General features: G+C 32.7%; 16 protein-coding genes. 10 read left to right on the top strand and 6 right to left on the bottom strand.

Going from position 1 to position 20,789, the window contains the following annotated elements; all coding sequences use genetic code 11:
• Positions 1-2: 2 nt before the first annotated feature.
• Entirely contained in the window at positions 3-1,631 is a 1,629-nt protein-coding gene (locus tag ABDW27_RS23855; protein WP_343698199.1) for a WG repeat-containing protein, read from the bottom strand.
• A gap of 227 nt (positions 1,632-1,858) precedes the next feature.
• Here ABDW27_RS23855 and ABDW27_RS23850 point away from each other — a divergent pair, with 227 nt between their 5' ends.
• The 6 genes from ABDW27_RS23850 (at position 1,859) to truB (ending at position 8,224) form a co-directional block, all read left to right on the top strand.
• Positions 1,859-2,206 (top strand): LysR family transcriptional regulator, encoded by a 348-nt coding sequence (locus ABDW27_RS23850; RefSeq protein WP_343698198.1) that lies wholly within the window; start codon positions 1,859-1,861, stop codon positions 2,204-2,206.
• A gap of 232 nt (positions 2,207-2,438) precedes the next feature.
• Complete coding sequence (locus tag ABDW27_RS23845) at positions 2,439-5,000, top strand: TonB-dependent receptor (protein ID WP_343698197.1); 2,562 nt, start codon at positions 2,439-2,441, stop codon at positions 4,998-5,000.
• Positions 5,001-5,424: 424 nt separating this feature from the next.
• Complete coding sequence (locus ABDW27_RS23840) at positions 5,425-6,300, top strand: permease-like cell division protein FtsX (protein WP_343698196.1); 876 nt, start codon at positions 5,425-5,427, stop codon at positions 6,298-6,300.
• Between the two features lie 75 nt (positions 6,301-6,375).
• A complete protein-coding gene (locus ABDW27_RS23835; protein WP_343698195.1) occupies positions 6,376-6,630 on the top strand; it encodes a DUF3098 domain-containing protein in 255 nt (84 codons plus the stop codon).
• A gap of 104 nt (positions 6,631-6,734) precedes the next feature.
• Entirely contained in the window at positions 6,735-7,532 is a 798-nt protein-coding gene (locus tag ABDW27_RS23830; protein ID WP_343698194.1) for an undecaprenyl-diphosphate phosphatase, read from the top strand.
• A complete protein-coding gene (truB, locus tag ABDW27_RS23825) occupies positions 7,532-8,224 on the top strand; it encodes a tRNA pseudouridine(55) synthase TruB (RefSeq protein ID WP_343698193.1) in 693 nt (230 codons plus the stop codon). Before ABDW27_RS23830 ends, truB begins: the two co-directional genes overlap by 1 nt.
• Before the next feature lie 373 nt (positions 8,225-8,597).
• Here the strand turns inward: truB and ABDW27_RS23820 are convergent, their stop codons facing one another.
• Positions 8,598-9,215 (bottom strand): thioredoxin family protein, encoded by a 618-nt coding sequence (locus ABDW27_RS23820; protein WP_343698192.1) that lies wholly within the window; start codon positions 9,213-9,215, stop codon positions 8,598-8,600.
• Positions 9,216-9,405: 190 nt separating this feature from the next.
• On the opposite strand from ABDW27_RS23820, the gene pyrH reads away from it, so the two are divergent.
• From pyrH to ABDW27_RS23805, 3 genes are all read left to right on the top strand, one after another.
• Positions 9,406-10,113: a UMP kinase gene (pyrH, locus tag ABDW27_RS23815; RefSeq protein ID WP_073416024.1), complete on the top strand. Its 708-nt coding sequence runs from the start codon at positions 9,406-9,408 to the stop codon at positions 10,111-10,113.
• Between the two features lie 131 nt (positions 10,114-10,244).
• On the top strand, positions 10,245-10,808 hold the full coding sequence (gene frr, locus ABDW27_RS23810; protein WP_343698191.1) for a ribosome recycling factor: 564 nt from the start codon (positions 10,245-10,247) through the stop codon (positions 10,806-10,808).
• Between the two features lie 118 nt (positions 10,809-10,926).
• The gene (locus ABDW27_RS23805; RefSeq protein WP_343698190.1) at positions 10,927-13,422 is read left to right on the top strand and encodes a DUF5686 family protein; all 2,496 of its coding nucleotides are present in this window, start codon (positions 10,927-10,929) and stop codon (positions 13,420-13,422) included.
• A 373-nt stretch (positions 13,423-13,795) separates the two neighbouring features.
• On the opposite strand, the gene ABDW27_RS23800 is transcribed toward ABDW27_RS23805, so the two are convergent.
• From ABDW27_RS23800 to ABDW27_RS23785, 4 genes are all read right to left on the bottom strand, one after another.
• Positions 13,796-16,066 (bottom strand): cation:proton antiporter, encoded by a 2,271-nt coding sequence (locus ABDW27_RS23800; protein WP_343698189.1) that lies wholly within the window; start codon positions 16,064-16,066, stop codon positions 13,796-13,798.
• A 171-nt stretch (positions 16,067-16,237) separates the two neighbouring features.
• On the bottom strand, positions 16,238-16,957 hold the full coding sequence (locus tag ABDW27_RS23795) for a response regulator transcription factor (RefSeq protein WP_343698188.1): 720 nt from the start codon (positions 16,955-16,957) through the stop codon (positions 16,238-16,240).
• The gene (locus ABDW27_RS23790) at positions 16,920-17,681 is read right to left on the bottom strand and encodes a histidine kinase (protein ID WP_343698187.1); all 762 of its coding nucleotides are present in this window, start codon (positions 17,679-17,681) and stop codon (positions 16,920-16,922) included. Before ABDW27_RS23790 ends, ABDW27_RS23795 begins: the two co-directional genes overlap by 38 nt.
• A gap of 113 nt (positions 17,682-17,794) precedes the next feature.
• Positions 17,795-18,124 (bottom strand): multidrug efflux SMR transporter, encoded by a 330-nt coding sequence (locus ABDW27_RS23785; protein WP_343695809.1) that lies wholly within the window; start codon positions 18,122-18,124, stop codon positions 17,795-17,797.
• 180 nt (positions 18,125-18,304) lie between these two features.
• Here ABDW27_RS23785 and ABDW27_RS23780 point away from each other — a divergent pair, with 180 nt between their 5' ends.
• Positions 18,305-20,671, top strand: coding sequence for an MMPL family transporter (locus ABDW27_RS23780; RefSeq protein ID WP_343695810.1), 2,367 nt, complete (start codon positions 18,305-18,307; stop codon positions 20,669-20,671).
• The last annotated feature ends 118 nt before the right edge of the window (positions 20,672-20,789 follow it).

Raw genomic sequence — 20,789 nt, 5'->3', positions numbered from 1 at the left:
AATTAATTTTTAAAATATAAAGTTCCATTCTGATTTGCATATCCAACTAGTACTTTATTTTGATCAACAAGTTCTAATAAATTTATGGTCTGCGTGATTCCTGTCGAATCTTCATAATCTTTTTTCGGATAATTTGAAAAAACATCTTTCAAAGGATAATCAAATAATGCTGAATTTTGATTTAATTTATCACTGTAATGCTGCGTTATGAAACGATATTTATTGTCTTTTTTTAACTGAACAATTTTAAGTGTCGAATTCATACTTTGAAATTCTACAATTTCGTCATATTCTGCTTTGAGAATTTCAACTCCATTATTTTGAACAATACCATATTTATCGCCAATAGTACTAATTAAAACTTTGACACTATTGTCATGAACCAAACTGGATTGTTTCAAATCATCGAACTGAACAGGAAATAAAAGTTTTTGATCACTACTGTAAAAACTATACTTGAATTTATTTGTTTTTGAATCTTTGTTTCCGACCTTAAAAATTACTTTATTATTTTGCTGATCGTCATAAATCCAAGTTCCTTTCTTTACAATAGTATCAAATTTTACTAAGTTTTTAGTTTTAGACGAAAACAATATCCCAGCCTTATTCTTCTTTTTGTAGAAAACAATATTTTTAAAGTAATTAATGGTGTCATTTTCTCTATTAAAAGTTGTATTGTTTAGCAATTCCACATCTTCAATCGGAACCTTTAATGATACAGGAATTATTTTCTTTGGGCCATTCTTTCTATCATTTTGTGACACTAAAACCAGTTTATTGTTTTCTATTTTAAATTCATTCGACATATAGACAGGTTCCTTGACAATCGTTTTCTTGCTTTCCCCAGATCCTACTGGCTCATCAATTGTTAGCATATCACCAGTGTCTCCCTTGATTACTCCATAATCTCCATAACCGTTTCCACCTCCACTACCACTTTCATAATCTCTTGGGTTCTTCTTCATAAAAAGCAACATCAGATCTTCTTCACTTTTGAAGTATGTTTTTAATTTGGAAATATTTTTTGGGAACTCAGAAAAATTCCAAGTTTCAAGTGCAACCGCATCGTTTTGTTTCTTTTTTACTTTGAAATGCACTTGTTTTATATCCTTTATTCTCAATAAATCCAGAGAATAAAAATCTTCATATAACCATTGCGAAATAGTATTAGACAAAGAATCATAAATAAAAACGCTTTCTGTAAGATCTAAATTCAAAACATGAAAAAAATAGAATTTGCTGTCAAATTTTTCATTCACAATTATTTCGACTATAGGTTTTGCCAAAATCGATTTACCATTTGACAAAATTACCTCTGTTCTTTTTTGTCCATTCTCAAATTTTACGGCAATGTATAAATCTCCTCTTCGGGAAATAGATTGGTAAACTGGAGGCAAAATTTCTTTTCCATCAATGATTAGACCTCTAAGATTTTTTAGTGAAGAAAGCATAACTCTATAATCTCCCCAAAAAGCATAAAACTCAATCTTATCGAACTTTGGTTCTATTAACAATTTTGATTCTGCATTACAAATTCCCCACTTTTTTCCGTCTCGATAAGGAATTGCAATATCTTGGGCAAAACTTACATTGATAATCAATAAAAAAATAAATTGTAACTTTCTTTTCATACTTAAAAAATAAATAATCTCGAGCAAAACTACATTTATTAAAGCGTGTTCCAAAGCTATTTCATTGACAAACAAATAAAATAACAAATTACTTATTTTTTATTACGTATAAATACTTATGTTTGCATTATTATTACGTAGTTTAAAATTATTTTTAATTTATCTTTCGACATAATGAGAGAATTGATTTACATAAATAACTACTTTTACCAATAAGCAAGAATTAAATGAGCAGCAACAAAAAATATTCGATTGAAGTTCGGGTTTGGATTGAAGGAACCGATGGCGCTTTTTTAGGAATTGGTAAAATCTGGCTTTTAGAAAATATTCAAAAAACGGGTTCGATTACCAATGCGGCAAAAGAAATGAAAATGGCGTATCGACAAGCCTGGCAATTAGTCGAAGAAATGAATCAGCGAGCAGAATCTCCTTTAGTTGAAAAACTTCTCGGAGGAAAAGGCGGCGGCGGAGCACGTTTGACAGAAGCCGGCGAAAGAGCAATAACTGTTTTTTATGAAGTCGAAAAACGTATTAAAGAATTTGCTCAAAAAGAAACTCAGAATTTGAAATTTTAAAAACAAATATTTAAACACATAGAAACATAGCTTTAGCAATCGTAAAAAGGCGTTTCACTTAATTTAAATACACATAGCAAATCTATGTTTTAGAAACTAGTTTCTTTTTACAATCTTTAATTAAGTATAAAAAACTATGCTTCTATGTGTTAAAAAAAAGAATTAACCAAAATACTATTTTTTTAATCTTCAGTATTCATTTTAAAACATACTGAGATAACTAACCAAAAACATGAACCAGAAATTATATTTTCTTTTATTTTTTTTCGGTCTGAAAAGTTTTTCTCAAACTGAAAATTCAAAAACAAAACAAGACAGTATCAAAAAAGAAGAACTGAATGAAGTGATAATTTCCGCTTCCCGCCGTTCTGAAAACATAATGCGTTCGCCAATTAGTATTGAGCAATTAAAATCGGCAGGAGCCAAAATAATGGGATCGCCGAGTATTTATGAAGCTTTGGAAAATGTAAAAGGCGTTCAGATTATTACTCCAAGTTTAGGTTTTAAAGTCATCAATACACGCGGATTTGCCAATTCTACCAATGTAAGATTTGCTCAATTGGTTGACGGAATCGACAATCAGGCTCCGCATTTGGGTGCGCCAATTGCAAATGCTTTGGGTGCCAATGATCTTGATATTGATAAAATCGAAATTATTCCCGGAACTGCGGCAGCTTTATATGGGATGAATGCTATTAACGGATTGGCCAATATTCAAACCAAAAATCCTTTTGAATATCAGGGAATCGCCATTCAACAATTAACCGGAGTAAACCATGTTGGCAATATTGACCGATTTTCACCGAAAGTATATTCACAGTTTAATTTGAGATTTGCTAAAGCTTTCAACGAAAAATGGGCTTTTAAAATTAATGCTTCAACTACCGGCGGAACGGATTGGGTTGCTGATGACAGAACCAATCTGGCTCCAAATGCAAATGCTTCGACAGGCTTATTTGGTGCTGACAATCCAGCTTATGACGAAGTGAATGGTTACGGAAACGAATCGGCAAACCGAAAAACATTAAACTTAAACGGCAAAAATTATGTTGTTGCCAGAACAGGTTATCGCGAAACCGATATTACGGATTATGATATTAAAAATTACAAAGCCGATTTTGGTTTTTACTTTCGTCCAAAACAAAATCATGAACTTTCTGTGACTTATAAAACGGCTTTAATCAATACGATTTATCAGCGCTCGAACCGATTTCGATTAGACGATTATACTTTAAATCAGTTTTCTGCCGATTATCACACACCTATTTTTCAATTAAAAGCGTATGCAACAACTGAAAATACCGGAAACTCATACAATCTGCGTTCACTTGCCGAAAATATGGATCGCGCTTTTAAATCAGATGATAAATGGTTTGCAGATTACAGCACTGCTTATAAAAATGCTGTTACCAATGGCGCTTCTGTTGCCGATGCACACAGAATTGCCAGAGCGCAGTCTGATCAGGGAAGATTTCAACCCGGAACCGAGGTTTACGAAAACAAGAAAAATGAATTAATCGACATCAACAATTGGGATATTGGCGCGGCTTTGCGCGTAAAATCGACTTTAGTTCATGGCGAAGGTTTGTTTAATTGGGATAAAGCTTTTGTTGATTTCTTCGAAAAAATCGATGCTAAACTTTTAAGTGGTTTCGATTATAGAAATTACATTATTGTTCCGGATGGAAATTATTTCATTAATCCTGTTCATGCGGATGAAAATCTAACCTATCAAAAAACGGGAGGTTTTACACAATTGACAAAAGATTTCTTTGCTTCAAAATTGCGTTTGGGCGCTACAATAAGAGTTGATAAAGCTGATTATTTTGATGCTAAATTTACACCACAATTTACGACAGTTTATTCGCCAAAAGAAACCATCAATTTTAGAGCATCTTACCAGACAGGTTATCGTTTTCCGAGTATTTTCGAAGGGTTTTCTAACGTAAATTCGGGCGGAGTAAAACGTGTTGGTGGTTTGAGAATTATGTCTGACGGAATTTTTGAGAATTCGTATACCAAAGCTTCTATCGATAAATTTCAGGCGCAGGTAAATACTGACGTCAATACAAATGGTTTGACTCAGGCAGCGGCGATTGAAAAGAATAAAAACACGCTTCAGAAAAATCCGTACACTTATTTAGAACCCGAATTTGTAAAATCGTTTGAATTTGGTTTTAGAGGAATGACTTTAAACAGAAACCTTTTTATTGATGCCGATTTTTATTACAACTCGTATAAAAATTTTATTGCTCAGGTTGAAGCCAGTATTCCAAACACTACCGATCCAAATTTGATTCCGACTGCGTTGTATTCTAAAAATACGCAAAACCGTTATCGTTTATGGACGAACTCCAAAAGTAAAATTTACAATTACGGAGGAAGTTTAGGTTTAAAATACCGGATTGATCAAACTTTTACAGCTTTGACAAATCTTACGTACACCAAACTCGACCGAACGGATGATAAAGATGGTTTGGAAGACGGTTTTAACACCCCTGAATTTAATGTAAACGGAACTTTACTGGCACAAAATATCTGGAAAAATTTGGGCGCAAGTGTTAGTGCGCGTTATCAAAATAATTTTGACTATGTATCTTTTTTAGTAAGCGGAACTGTTCCTGCTTATTGGACAATGGATGCTCAGGTTAATTATTATTTCAAAAAATCTGGCATTACAACAAAATTAGGTGGAACGAATGTTTTGAATAAAGCTTATACGTCAATTCTGGGCGGACCTTCGATTGGCGGATTATATTATTTGTCTTTAGTTTGGGAGACTAGCAAAATCTAATATTTAACCGCAAAGTTCGCGAAGGGTTTAACGCTAAGTCTGCAAAGTTTTTTTAGCAGTGTGCATATAAAATGTAAAGTTCGAAAAGCTTTATCAATACAAAGCTTTGCGAACTTTATGTTTTTTTTATAAAACAATACCTTAAAATAACTTAGCGAGCTTTGCGTTAAAAAAGACAAAACTTTGAGTGTTTTTTTTACCACAGATTAAAAGGATTAAAATGATTTTTTTTAATCTGTGAAAATACTTTAATCTGTAGCTGTTCTTTTTTATAATTTTCGCACTTTGCGTAAAACCTTCGCGAACTTTGCGGTTAAATCCCTTAACTATTCAATATCAAATCGTACATTTATAGTATAAAAGTTTGTTATTAACTTTAAATAAAGAAATTCTTTATTATTTTTACCACATAATTTAAGCATCTATGAGTTCTAACTTTGATAAATTTCAAAAGCGCAGGTTAATTTCCTCTTATTTTTCGGTAGTATTAAGTGTATTCTTGGTTTTATTCCTTTTGGGAGTACTAGGATTATTCATCATTAATTCTAAAAAACTGGCAAACGATTTTAAAGAAAAAATTGCGATGACAGTTTTCTTCAAAAATGAAGCAAATGACAGCGTTATCAAAGCATTCAACACTCAATTGAAAAGAGCGCCTTTTGCAAAATCTTATGCTTATGTTTCGAAAGAAAAAGCAGCAAAAGAGCATACTGATATTATTGGAGAAGATTTCCTGACATTTTTAGGAGAAAATCCGTTATTGAATTCTTACGACATTCACTTAAAAGCAGATTATGTTGAAAGAGACAGTATCTCTAAAATCGAAAGCGGATTGCGTCAAAACACAATGGTTGAAGATATTGTTTACGACAAACAATTAGTAAATCTGGTAAACGACAATATTAAGAAAGTGAGTATGTGGATTTTGATTATCAGCGGTTTCCTTACTGTAATTGCGGTTTTATTAATCAACAGTTCATTGCGTTTATCAATTCACTCAAACCGATTTATTATTAAAACGATGCAGATGGTTGGCGCAACAAAGGCTTTTATTCGTAAACCTTTTGTGGCACGCAGTGTAAAATTAGGAATGCTTGGTGCGGCTTTGGCAATAATTGCATTGATTGGACTTTTATTTTATGTTGAAACGAATTTCCCTGGCTTAGGAATTTTAGAAGATAAAGCTTTAATTGGTTTAGTATTATTAGCCGTTTTCGGATTAGGTGTTTTAATTACCTGGGTAAGTACGCACTTTGCAACACAGCGCTTCCTGAATTTAAGAACTGACGATCTTTATTAATTTTAGATTGCAGATTGTAGACTTTAGATTTAAAAAAATGCCTTAGACTTCGCTCAGGCTGACAAATAAATAAAAATGAAAAACAATAATAATAAACAAGAACAAGCTCCAAAACAGGAATTCCTTTTTGACGGAATCAATTATAAAATCTTATTAATTGGTATTGCCGTTATTACATTAGGATTTATTTTAATGTCTGGCGGAGGAAGTGACAATCCTAACGTTTTTAATGAAGATGTTTTTAGTTTTAGACGTATTCGTTTAGCTCCAACAACTGTTTTAATTGGTTTTGGAATCACGATTTATTCTATTTTCAAAAAATCCAAATAGACTTTATTAGACTCCTTAGACTTCTTAGATGTTTAGATTATTAGACAATCTTTTTATAAAATCTAAGAAGTCTAAGGAGTCTGTAATCTAAAAATCTAAATTAAATGAATACATTACAAGCTATCGTTCTTGCCATTATTGAAGGAATTACAGAATTCTTACCTGTTTCTTCAACCGGACACATGATTATTGCCTCTTCTTTTTTTGGAATCGCACACGAAGATTTTACTAAACTTTTCACTATTGTTATTCAGCTTGGTGCTATACTTTCAGTTGTTGTTTTATATTTTAAACGTTTTTTTCAAACACTGGATTTTTACTTTAAACTTTTTGTAGCCTTTGTACCTGCAGTTGTTTTAGGTTTATTATTAAGCGACTTTATTGATGGTTTATTAGAAAATCCGGTTACAGTTGCGATTTCTCTTTTAATTGGAGGAATAATTTTATTGAAAGTTGACGAATGGTTTAATAATCCAAATGCTTCTGAAACAACGCAGGAAATTACATATCTGCAAGCCGTAAAAATTGGATTATTTCAGTGTATTGCTATGATTCCGGGAGTTTCGCGAAGCGGCGCAAGCATCGTAGGCGGAATGTCTCAAAAATTATCAAGAACAACTGCGGCTGAGTTTTCATTTTTTCTTGCAGTTCCAACAATGTTAGGCGCAACGGTAAAAAAATGTTACGATTATTATAAAGATGGATTTGAATTGTCTCACGATCAAATCAATATTTTAATTATTGGAAACATTGTAGCATTTATTGTAGCGCTTTTAGCCATTAAAACATTCATAGAATTTTTAACTAAAAACGGCTTTAAAGTTTTTGGTTATTACCGAATTATTGCCGGAATCATTTTATTATTGATTCACTTTTTCATTCACCCGCTTACCATTATATAATGACACCTGAAGAATATTTAAACGGACAAGTTTTATTGATTGACAAACCTTTAAAATGGAGTTCGTTTCAAGCTGTCAATAAATTAAAATACCTTTTGATTAATAAAGTTGGACTTCCAAAAAAGTTCAAAATTGGTCACGCCGGAACTTTAGATCCTTTGGCAACTGGGCTTTTATTAATCTGTACCGGAAAATTCACTAAAAAAATTGCTGAACTCCAGGGTCAGGCAAAAGAATATACAGGAACTTTTTACATTGGAGCCACTACTCCATCGTATGATTTAGAAACCGAAATCGATCAGACTTTTCCAACAGAACATATCGATGAAACTTTGATTCACGAAACTGTGAAACAATTCTTAGGCGAAATTGATCAGAAACCGCCAATTTTTTCAGCTATCAAAAAAGATGGTGTTCGTTTGTACGAGCATGCACGCGCCGGCGAATCGATAGAAATTGAAAGCAGAAAAACTACCATTCACGAATTTGAAATTACAAGAATTGCACTGCCCGAAATTGATTTTAGAGTAGTTTGCAGTAAGGGAACTTATATTCGTTCTTTAGCTTATGATTTTGGAAAAGCCATGAACTCTGGTTCGCATTTAACCGTTTTACGCCGAACTAAAATTGGTGATTATGATGTAAAAAATGCGATTGATATTACTTTGTTTGAAGAAAGTCTTTCTTCTTAAAAAAAAGAAGCACATTACATAAAGCCTTTGTAATGTGCCAACTTCTAAAATAATGTTACTCCATTCTTACTATCTTAAATCAATAGTGAGGAACATTTCGCTGTCTTCCAAATAAAAACATGGAGAAATAATCGTAAAACCTTTCGAATAACTTTTTCATAATAGTGGCATTTTTAATTGTTAGTATAAAATAGACACCAATAAAAAGAGTAAATCAAAAAATATATAATAGAAGTGGGAACTCTATAGCAAGATACAAAAATTTATAATAAAAAAAATATTTTCTTACATTTTTTAAAGATATTATAACATTTATTATCAATGCTTTACCACTAAAGAGACTCAGACATTTATTACAAAAATTTCAAGTGCTTTAAAGTCGGTTATATTTGATATTTTCCATAATTTCCATCAATTCCTGCTGAACAGAAACACCTTTATCAGCCAGATACCACAATTGTAAATCGGTTTTTATCTTCTCATCGATAGCGCCAACCTCTCTTTTATGTTTTATCATTAATTCTGTTGCACCTTTTGGTCTTGGTCCCCAGTCTGTTCTAACGATTCCGGCTTCTTTACAAATCACAATCACTTTAGGAATAGCTCTTCCGCCATTTGTTAAGTATTGATTCATTAGTTCGTCGTTTTCATCACGAAAAACAATTCTCAAATCAATCTTTTTATTAGAGGCATGAGCCATTTTATCTAAAATAGGAAGAATCTGTGCCGCATCGCCGCACCAGCCTTCTGAAATTACCAGCCAGATATAATGATTATCTAAATGCTGGAGTTTTGAAATAACATCTTCAGAAATTGTAATCGTTTTTTCTAAACGATTCATTCTGGCTTCATTTAGTTTTGTATAATTGGTGAGACTTTCTGATTGTTGACTGCCGGTAGATTTTCCTTCGGATAACAAATCAGTAACTAATTTTCGGTATTCAGCATACGAATGGCTATTGAATAACGCTTTGGCTACAATACTTTTCATAGAGGTTTATTTTGCTTACTATAAAAATACGGATTTTAGAGAGACGAAGAAATGACTTTTGTCACATTAGAAAGAAAAAATCATAAAAGTCTTTCTAAAATTAAGATCTAAGTACAATTAAATTTTTGTAAACATTATTTTTAAAAATCAGAATATGTCTATATTTGCACAAATTAACGCAACACGAAATATGAAATATAAAAGAATTCTTCTAAAACTTAGCGGCGAGGCCTTAATGGGTGATTTACAATATGGAATTGACCCAAAAAGATTAGGCGAATACGCAGATGAAATTAAGCAGATTCATGACAAAGGAGTAGAAATCGCAATTGTTATTGGAGGAGGAAATATTTTTAGAGGCGTTGCCGGTGCAAGTGCAGGAATGGACAGAGTTCAGGGTGATTACATGGGAATGCTTGCTACTGTTATTAACGGAATGGCTTTACAGGGTGCTCTTGAAGATAAAGGAATGAAAACACGTTTGCAGACGGCGCTAAAAATGGAATCTATTGCAGAACCATACATTAAAAGAAGAGCTGACCGCCACTTAGAAAAAGGAAGAATTGTAATTTTTGGAGCCGGAACAGGAAATCCTTATTTTACTACTGATACTGCAGCTGTTTTAAGAGGTATTGAAATCAATGCCGATGTAATCTTAAAAGGAACAAGAGTTGATGGAGTTTACGATTCAGATCCTGAAAAAAATGCTTCGGCTGTAAAATTTGATTTTATTTCTTTTGATGATGTAATCAAAAAAGGATTAAACGTAATGGACACAACTGCTTTTACTTTAAGCCAGGAAAACAAACTGCCAATTGTTGTTTTTGATATGAACAAAATTGGAAACCTTTTGAAAATCTGCGAAGGCGAAAATATAGGAACTGTAGTAAATATTTAGACTGCTTAGATTTTTCTAAATTCTGATAATCAAAGCAATTTCAAAAAACAAAATAACATCGTTAGCAAATTAGAAGAATAAATTTTTAAGTCTAAAAATCTAACCTTCTAAAAATCTAAAAATCTAAAAAAATGACTGAAGAAATCGATTTTATATTAGAAAGTACTGAAGAATCTATGAATGGTTCTATCGCACACTTAGAGAAAGAATTTCTAAACATTCGTGCAGGAAAAGCTTCTCCGGCAATGCTTGGAGGTGTTTTTGTTGATTATTACGGATCTGCAACTCCACTTTCTCAAGTGTCAAAAATCAGTGTTCCTGATGCAAGAACTATTACTTTGCAGCCTTTCGAAAAAAACATGTTACAAGCCATTGAAAAAGCAATTTTGATTGCGAACATTGGTTTTAACCCAATGAATAACGGAGACGTTATCATCATCAGCGTACCACCTTTAACAGAAGAGCGTCGTCGTGATTTGGCTAAACAGGCAAAATCTGAAGCTGAAGATGCTAAAATTGGGGTTCGTAACGTTCGTAAAGATGCAAATACTGATATTAAAAAATTAGAAAAAGAAGGAACTTCAGAAGATATCTGCAAATCTGCAGAAGAAGAAGTTCAAAACTTAACAAACACTTATATCAAAAAAATCGATGAATTACTGGCTGCAAAAGAAGCTGAAATCATGAAGGTATAAGTATTTGATACAGTATTTCAAAAATCCGTCTGGTAAAATCATCAGACGGATTTTTTTTATTCTTATTTTTGCATACCAAAATCAAATTCTTTTCGTTTTTGAATCTATATAATTCTCTATGAGGCTATTTTGTTTATTGACTTTATTTTTTACGCTTAGTATTCAGGCGCAATTTCAAATAAGCGGAATTGTAACGGATTCAAACAACAAGCCACTTCCTTTTGCTACAATTACAACTTCTGACAATAGCAATACAATTACGGATGTTGACGGGAAATTTATTTTTAAAACGCTTACAAAATCAGGAAATTTTACGGTTTCGTACATTGGTTTTCAAACCAAAATTATTGCTTTAGCAGAAAATAAAAAGTTTTACTCCATTTCATTATCTCAAAAAACAGACGATTTAAAAGAAGTTATTGTTTCTAATGAAAATCCGGCTTTAACTATTATCAGAAAAGTTATTGCGAATAAAAACAATAATAATCCACAGAAAAAATTAAGCAGTTTCGAATACAAAACATATAATAAACTAATTGTTACCGCAAATCCGGACTCAATTAACGGAAGAATCGATTCATCGGCAGTTTACAAGGATTTTAATAAAAAGAAAATCAACATTGACTCTTCTGATTATAAATTCAAAGAAATTATCAGCAAGCAGCATTTATTTCAAACTGAGAAAGTTTCACAATATCAATTTGGAAATAACAAGCTCAAAGAAACTGTTTTGGGTACAAAAATAGCCGGTTTCAAAAATCCTATTTACGAAGTTATTGCTTTCAATCTGCAGTCAATTTCTATTTATGACAATAAATATGAGCTTTTTGAAACCAAATACGAAAACCCAATTTCGAATACTGCTCCGGCAACTTACAACTACAAATTATTAGATACGGTAAATATAAAAGGACGTGAAACCTTTATGATTTACTTTAAAAACAAGCAGAAAAGAAAAACTTCCGGTCTTGAAGGTGTTTTGTATATCGACTCGCAAAATTTTGCAATTGCTAAAGCTGTAATGCGCATAAAAGGCGTTTTGGATATCAGCGGAATTCACGAATTTGATTATGTCCCTAATGAAAAAATGTGGTTTCAAAGCAATACCACTTTTAAAATTGTAAAAGGGAAAAATGATGACGATATTAAAATTTTGGGTGGAACAATTCAGTTTGACGGAGATGTTGAAGACAATAATGAACCCAGAAAAAAAGCCGCTTCTGATTTTACCTATCTGCTTTCTGAGAGTAATAATTTCGACATTCATTACAACACCGAAACGCCTGTAAAAAATCCGTCTCTTTATATTGAAATTAAAGATGATGCCAGCCAAAAACCCGAAGATTTCTGGAACCAATACCGAAAGGAAGCTCTGGATCAAAAAAGCCAGATAACGTATCAATTATTAGACAGTATATCTGTTAGTAACCGAATTGAAAAACGTTTGGGACTTGGGAGAAAAATCATAAATGGTTATCTTCCTCTTGGCCCGGTAGATTTAGATTTGAAGAAAATAATCAGCTATAATAACTACGAAGGGTTCCGTTTGGGACTTGGCGGTATTACAAATGACAAGTTTTCTAAAAATTTCAGAATTGAAGGTTATACTGCTTATGGCACAAAAGATGGTGTTGTAAAGTATAATTTAGGAGCTGGAGTTTTACTGGATAGATACACAAATACCTGGTTAAACGGATCTTATACCGATGATATCCGCGAGATTGCAAGTACTGTATTTGCGGTTGACAAAAGGGTTTTTAAAATTTACGATCCGAGGCCTATTAACATTAGTACTTTTTATCATTATACAGGCTGGAAAGCTAACCTCCAAACTAAAATTATCCCGAAGACTGAGGCTGTTGTTGAATTGGCCAGAACGTATGTTGAGCCAAAATTCGATTATCTTTTTAATTACAACGGACAATTGTACTCAAGTTATATTATGACAACTGCCATGGTTTCGATTGTTTGGGCGCCTTTTAGTAATTTTATGCAGACCCCGACCGGAAGAACGGAGTCTGAAAAAAGATTTCCGAGATTTACGTTTCAATATACACAATCACTGCCAAACGTTTTAGATAATGATTTTAATTTTGGTAAAATAGATTTCAAAACCGAATATGAAAAGCAATATCTAAACGGTCAAAAAACAAGTTTGCTTTTGCAGGGAGGTTATGCCATGGGCGATGTTCCGCTTACGCATTTATACAATACAATGCCTAACAACCTTACCAAAGAAACGATTATTCAGCGTATTACTTTTGCCGGAAGAAACAGTTTTGAGACCATGTTTTTTAATGAGTTTTTCTCTAATGAATATGTTTTCTTTCAGGTAAAACATGGTTTTACACGAATCAAAATCATTAAAAAAGTAAATCCTACTGTTGTTTTAGTAACCAGAATGGCCTGGGGAAATATGGAAAAACCTGAACAGCATGTTGGTCCGGCTTATAAAACACTTGACAAAGGTTTTTTTGAATCGGGTGTTGAATTAAATAAAATCTACAAAGGTTTTGGTCTTGGCGGATTCTATCGTTATGGTCCAAATCAGTTAATGAAGTTTGAAGACAATATTGCCGTTAAGATTTCTTATGTCCTTGATTTGGGGCTTTAGATTTTGATTGAGAATTTAACCGCAAAGTTCGCAAAGGTTTTTTCGCAAAGGTCGCTAAGGTTTTTAAGAAATAAATTTTAATGAGAGCGCAAAGTGCTTCTCGGATTTTTGTCTTCCTGAGCGAAATCGAAGGACAGTCCTATATTCTACAAACATAATCCATAATAATAAAAAAGTTCTGTTTGTCATTCCGAGGAACGAGGAATCTCCACGAGAAGCTCTACAAAGTTTGGAGTTACGTTGCGGAGTTACTTGCGGAGATTCCTCGTTCCTCGGAATGACAAAAATGCGAACAAAACTCAAATAAAAAATTCCAAATTCCAATCATGAAAATTGGAATTTGGAATTTAACAATTTGATTATTTAAAAATCTTTATGGCTTCAAAATCAAAACTGAAGGTGTATTATTCAGCCAGGTACTTTGAGATTCAATTAGTTTTTTCCAGCTGTCTAAACTTATAATCATTAAGTTCTGACCATCTAAAAATTCTTTTTTAATTGTTCTGTCGTGCATAATCATAATATGATTTGGAGCAATCTGCTCTATAGATCTAATTGTTTCCTGAATTTCACGAGTGTTTTTAACTTCACCGCTGGCATCCAGAACTGTAATTTGAGAACCGTTATTATTGATTAATTTTTTAGCATAATCAATTAAAAAAGCATCTTCTTTACTAAAAACAGGCATAAAAACCTGATTTACTTCTTCTAAATCTTTATCGATAAAAATACCAACCGGCATTTTGGTTTTTGCAATAATATGTCTGGTTCTTTCATCAAAAGGGTTATTTTCAAACAAACCTTCTTTTCCTGTGAATTTATCGATTAAACGATCGGGATTTACAATTCGGGTTGTGAAACCCAGGATTTTTCCAAGAAGAGTTCCGTCAAAAATCGACTGTCCTAAACCAACCAGCAATAAATCGTATTCTCCCTGATTAGCCGAGTCAATAATATCAGTATCAATATCATTAGACACTTTAAATAAACTAACCATATTTTGATTTAAACGATTCGATTCTTCTATAACCGGAACCAGCATTTTACGTTCGTGATCTTTTACATCAAAAGAATGTATTTCTGTACTTAGTGACAAATGCATTGCAGTTACAATCGAATTATCGGGTTGTTTTTTAACCAGACTGTTTGCAATTTTCAAAAGCTTTTTCCCTCTTTCAGGAGTTCCAAATGAAAGGAGTATTTTGTATTTGCTTTTGTTTCCAATTTCTTGCGGAATAGCTGTGATTTTATCTTTAAAAATAAATCCGATTAAGTCTAAAGCCGGTCCCGTCATAAAAGTAGTTACTAAAGCCATAATAACCATCATGGTAAAAATTTCTGTAGATAAAACCCCAAGATCGTATCCGATATTTAAAACCACAAGTTCCATTAAACCTCTTGTATTCATTAAAGCTCCAATAGCCAAACTGTCTTTCCAGTTTTGCCCCACAAACTTAGCAGCAAGAGCACTTCCAAAGAATTTTCCGGCTACGGCTACGGCAATAATTAATCCTGTTACTTTCCATAAAGCCGGATCACTTAATAACCCAATTTGTGTACGTAAACCTGTGAAAACAAAAAATAAAGGCAACAATACAATTATCGCAACATCTTCGACTTTTTCAATAAATATATTTCTGAATTTATTGTTTTCCGGCATAATGGCTCCGGCAAGGAAAGCTCCAAACAAAGCATGAATTCCAATCAATTCAGCAGCATAAGCCGAGAATAAAAGCGTTAAAAAGAAAATGGCTACTACGGGTTTATTCAAACTTTCTCTTGTGGCGTTCAAATCTCCAACACGTTTCAAAAAGGGACGAACGATTTTCAACATAACAATTACGTATAAAATCGCTAAACCAATAACGTATAAAGCACTCGTAAACGAACCTGCTTTTACAATAGCAATTACAACAGCAAGAATACACCAGGCAGTAATATCATCTGCGGCAGCGCAGGTAATTGCAATTGTCCCGAGTTTGGTTTTCTGCATACCTCTTTCCTGAACTATTCTGGCCAAAACCGGAAAAGCCGTTATACTCATGGCAATTCCCATAAATAATCCGAAAGAAGAGAATTCAACTCCAATTGGAGCAAAAGTGTGGTATATAAAATAAGCCAATGTAAGCCCTAAAGCAAACGGAATTACAATACTGGCATGACTAATAACAACTGCATCATGGGCTTTATTTTTAAGCACTTTTAAATCCAGTTCCATACCAATAACAAACATGAAAAGGATTAAACCTATCTGACTTAAAAATTGTAAGTTTCCTAATGATTCTTTTGGAAATAAAGCGGCAGAAAATTCAGGAAAATACATTCCTACCAAAGATGGCCCGAGAACAATACCGGCAATCATTTCTCCAATTACAGACGGCTGTCCTATTTTTCTAAAAAACCATCCAAATAAACGAGCTACAAGAATGATGGTTACGATTTGTGCTAATAAAATAGCAAGAGGATGCTGTAAATTTTCAACCATCGAATGCAGGAAATCATTCCAATGGTTGCTTTCGATTTTTTTCTTGACAATATTACGGCCTACTTCAAGAGCAGCGCCTTTTGAGATTACCCAATATATCAGGGCTGTAAAACCACCAATAATTGTAACGTAAAATACAGAGTTTTTAATGTTATTCATAACTCGTTCTTTTGATTTATTGCCGCAAATATCAGAACTGAGTTTTAAGTGAAAAAACAAATTCAGAGCTAATTTTCAATCTATGTAACAAGTCTGAAAAACTTTGTAATAAGTTAGTAAATCATAAGATAAAATGTGCCGTTAGGCACATATAACTTTGATACCAGCATTTTATAATTTTACCTTTTTCAAAAAATCAGAACGATAGGTTTCACTTAAAATTAAGGTCGTATTTTTATTGTTTTCTTCAACGTGATGCAGCACAATTTCGTTATGATTAAAGAATTTTATCGCTTTAACGGCAATGATTTCTTTTTTATTGATTCGGCAGAAATCAGCTTCGGGCAACTCATTCAAAAGGGTTTCGAATTTTACATTTTTCAAATTCAGGAAACTTCCATCAGCAAGCAAAACGGTTTTGTCGCGGCTATCGCTTAGTGCTGTTTTTATATATTGAATCTGATTGAAATACAATAATGTTTTTCCTTTATCCGTATTTAGCTGAATAAATTTTTTAGAAGAGGCAGGTTTGTCAAAACGTTCAAAAGCTTTTGAAACTGCTTTTTGCAAACGTTCTAATTTTACCGGTTTTGTGATATAATCTACAGCATCAATATTAAAAGCATCTGCTGCATAATCTTTATAAGCTGTGCAAAAAATTACGAGTTTATTATCCAGCATTTCGGCTAGATGCAAGCCGTCCATTCCCGGCATTTCGATATCAGAAATTAAGAGATCGAATTCGAGATCAGGAATATCAGATAAAAGTTTCTGCGGATTATTAAATGTCTTTACGATTTCCAATTCCGGAATTTGTTCGCAGAGCATTTTCAAATAAGTTAATCCCGGAAGCTCATCGTCCAGTAGCAAGCATTTCAGTTTTGTATTCAAGTAAATCTATTTTTAAATGAGCAATATAAACATCGTTTTCTACAAATTTATCGAGTTTAAAATTATTCTTGTAAATAATGCGTAATCGGTGTTCAAGAGTAGCATGTCCAAAACCGCTTCGTTCTTTTTTCAGCACTTTTTTATCTGAGATTTTATTAGAAACCGTCATAAAAAAAGCATTGTCCTTAAACTCAAAAACTACCGAAATAAAAGCATCGGCACTTTGCAGATCAGCATGTTTAAAAGCATTTTCGATTAGATCTATAGAAATCAGCGGCGCAAGCAAAGGCTGTTCGTACAGTTTGTCATCTTCATTGATATTAGTCTTTATCTTGAGTTCAAAAAGCGGACTAACCTTGATTTTATTTATTTCGATTAAATTGAGTGCAAAATTGATTTCTTCTTTTGCCGTGACAAATTTCTTTTTGCTTTCGTATAAAATATAATCCAGAACATTGGCCAGTTTATCTAATGCAAAATAAGTCTGGTAAGCATGCGACTGAATCGAATTTAAAATATTCTTAAACAAATGCGGGTTCAGTTTTGACTCTAAATTTTCTAACTGTAAATCATTCACTTTTGCCTCAAGCGCATAAAAACTTTTTTCAGCATCTTCTTTTGACTTTTTGGCCTGCATTAATTGATAAATCATAAAACAAATTATGACAATCAATAGTAAAAGAATCGCTAGAAATATAAAAGTTGTGGTATTGTTTTCCTGCATTGTTTAGAATGGTTAAGATTTTTTGCCACAGATTACAGAGATTATCACAGATTAAAAATAATTATTTAATGAAAAAATCCTTTAGATCTGTGTAATCTGTGGCATATATTTTATTAATGACTTGAAACGAATTTCAAACCAATAATTGATGCAATCAAAGTGGTAAGGAAAAATATTCTCCAAAAAGCTGCTGGTTCTTTAAAAATAAAAATTCCAACTAAAACAGTTCCTACTGCACCAATTCCTGTCCATACCGCATAAGCCGTTCCAATTGGTAAAGTCTGCGTTGCTTTATACAATAAAATCATACTGATTGAGAGGCATACAAAAAAACCAACCATCCAGTAAGTCGATACAATTCCGGTCGTTTCTTTTGCTTTTCCAAGACATGACGCAAATCCAACTTCAAAAAGTCCTGCAATAATCAATAAAATCCAATTCATTTTCTTTTCATTTTTAAATTAAATGCAAATATGAGAAAACCTAACGACTAAACTGTAAAAAGCAGGAAAATTATCACAATAAAAACAAAACAAATTTGTGTTAACATTTAGTAAAATACAATTGATTGTTTATGATTTTGAGCAGTTTTCACTACATTTGCAACCATTTTTAAAGATTTTATGAAAAACGCTATTCAAGTTGGATTTTGGGAGAAGTTGGCCCGAATTATACTTAAAAACAGAATAACAATTCTGATTATTCTTTCTGCTTTGACTATTTTCCTTGGTTACCAATGGAAAAACCTTGCTATGACTTATACTGAAGCAAACCTGCTTCCGAAAAATCATACTGCAAACAAAGACTATCAAAAATTTTTAGACAAATTTGGTGAAGAAGGAAATCTTGTGGTTATTGGTTTTAAAGATCCAAAATTCTTTACACCAAAAAATTACGCGGCTTGGAACGAGTTAATGACCGGTTTAAAAAAATCGAAAGAAGTTGATTTGGTTGTTTCTCTAAACGATTTGAAAAAACTTGAAAAAGATACTGTCAACGAAAAATTTGTTTTAGCACCTTTTATAGATCAAAGCAAAGTTTTAGACCCTGCTTATTTAAAAAGTGTACAATATGATTTGTTTCATAATTTACCTTTTTATGAAGGTCTTTTATTTAATAAAGAAAGCGGAAGTGTTCGTTCTGCCATTTATATCAATAAAAAACTGGTAAATACAGCCGAAAGAAAAACATTTATTCTTGAAAATCTGGTTCCGAAAATCGACAAATTCGAAAAAACAACCGGAATCGATCTTAAAGTTTCGGGAATGCCATACATCAGAACAATTAATGCGGCAGACATGAAAGGCGAAATTGGTCTTTTTATTGGTGCAGCTTTATTGACTGTTTCGTTGATTTTCTTTTTCTTTTTCCGTTCGTTCAGAGCAACTTTTATTTCAATCTGCATTTTGATTGTCGGCGTAATCTGGTCGTTTGGAACACTTGGATTATTTGGTTATAAAATCACAATTTTAACAGCCATTATTCCACCGCTGATTATCGTTATCGGAATTACAAACTGTATTTTCCTTATTAATAAATACCAGCAGGAAATTAAATTACATAACAATCAGGCAAAAGCGTTGCAGCGTGTTATTTCAAAAATTGGAGTTTCTACTTTAATGACAAATTTAACTACAGCAATTGGTTTTGCTACGTTTATGATTACCGGAAACGATTTGCTTTTTGAATTTGGTCTGGTAACTTCTATCAACGTGATTTCTGTTTATTTATTGACACTTTTTATCGTGCCGATTATTTACAGTTTTATGCCGCTGCCAAAAGAAAAACACTTATACCATTTAACGAAAACTTATATTTCGACTTTATTAAATGTTGTTGAAGATATAGTTAAAACGAAACGTAAATTCGTTTATATCGTTTACGGTTTACTTTTAGTTTTCAGTGTTATTGGGGTTGCACAAATGAAAGTTTCCGGAAGTTTAATTGGTGAAATGCCAAAAAGTGCTTCTTTCTTTAAAGACATTTTATTTTACGAAAAAGAATTTAACGGAGTTATGCCGCTTGAAATTATGATTGACACCAAAAAGAAAAAAGGTGTCATGAAAGCTTCGACAATTCGTAAAATGGACGAACTGCAAAATACGATTGCAGAAATTCCGGAATTGGCAAAACCGGTTTCGATCGTGAATTTGGTTAAATATTCTAAACAGGCTTTCTACAACGGAAATCCTGAATATTACCAATTGCCAACTTCGCAGGAGCAGACTTTTATTTTGAGTTATGCTAAAAATGCGACTAAAAACAGTAAAGAAAATTTAATGAAAGCATATGTGGATTCAACTGGACAATATGCAAGAATCACAACTTTCATGAAAGATATCGGAACGGATGAAATGGCGAAAGTGGAGAAAAAATTAAATGCAAAAATTGCTGAGATTTTCCCGAAAGATCGTTTTGAAGTTACCGTTACCGGAAAAGCTTTGGTTTTTCAAAAAGGAACTTCATACTTGGTTGACAACTTAATTGAGTCATTGATTTTCGCAATTTTAACAATTGCCGTTCTGATTTTGTATTTATTCCGTTCTTTCAAAATGGTAATGGCATCGGTAATTACAAATGTTTTACCACTTTGTATTACTTCCGGATTAATGGGTTATTTTGGAATTCCGTTAAAACCTTCGACGATTTTAGTATTTAGTATCGCGTTCGGAATCTCGGTTGATAATGCGATTCAGTTTATGGCGAAGTATCGACATGATTTGCTTCAAAGCGGCGGAAAAGTGAAGAAATCTGTTTTCAGTGCTTTAAGAGAAACCGGAATCAGTACTTTTTACACTTCGGTAGTTTTGATTTTAGGTTTTGCGACTTTCACGTTATCAAGCTTTAGCGGAACCATTGCACTTGGAGGTCTAATTTCTTGTACTTTGGCTTTTGCAATGTTTGCGAACTTGGTTGTATTGCCTTCGCTGGTTTTAACTTTTGAGAAGAAGAAGACTAAGAAAGAGGAATTGGAGAATTTGGAGAAATAAGTTTTTCAGACACTAATTTCACGAATTTTCACAAATTCTTTTTATACGCAACATTAAGTCTTTGCGAGGAACGAAGCAATCTCATTTGCTATATCAACCTTCATTTTTTATTTTAGTG

The sequence above is a fragment of the Flavobacterium sp. genome (assembly GCF_039595935.1).
Classification (GTDB): Bacteria; Bacteroidota; Bacteroidia; order Flavobacteriales; family Flavobacteriaceae; genus Flavobacterium.
The sequence above is the reverse complement of the archived record's forward strand: the minus strand, read 5'-3'. Positions and strand labels throughout refer to the sequence as shown.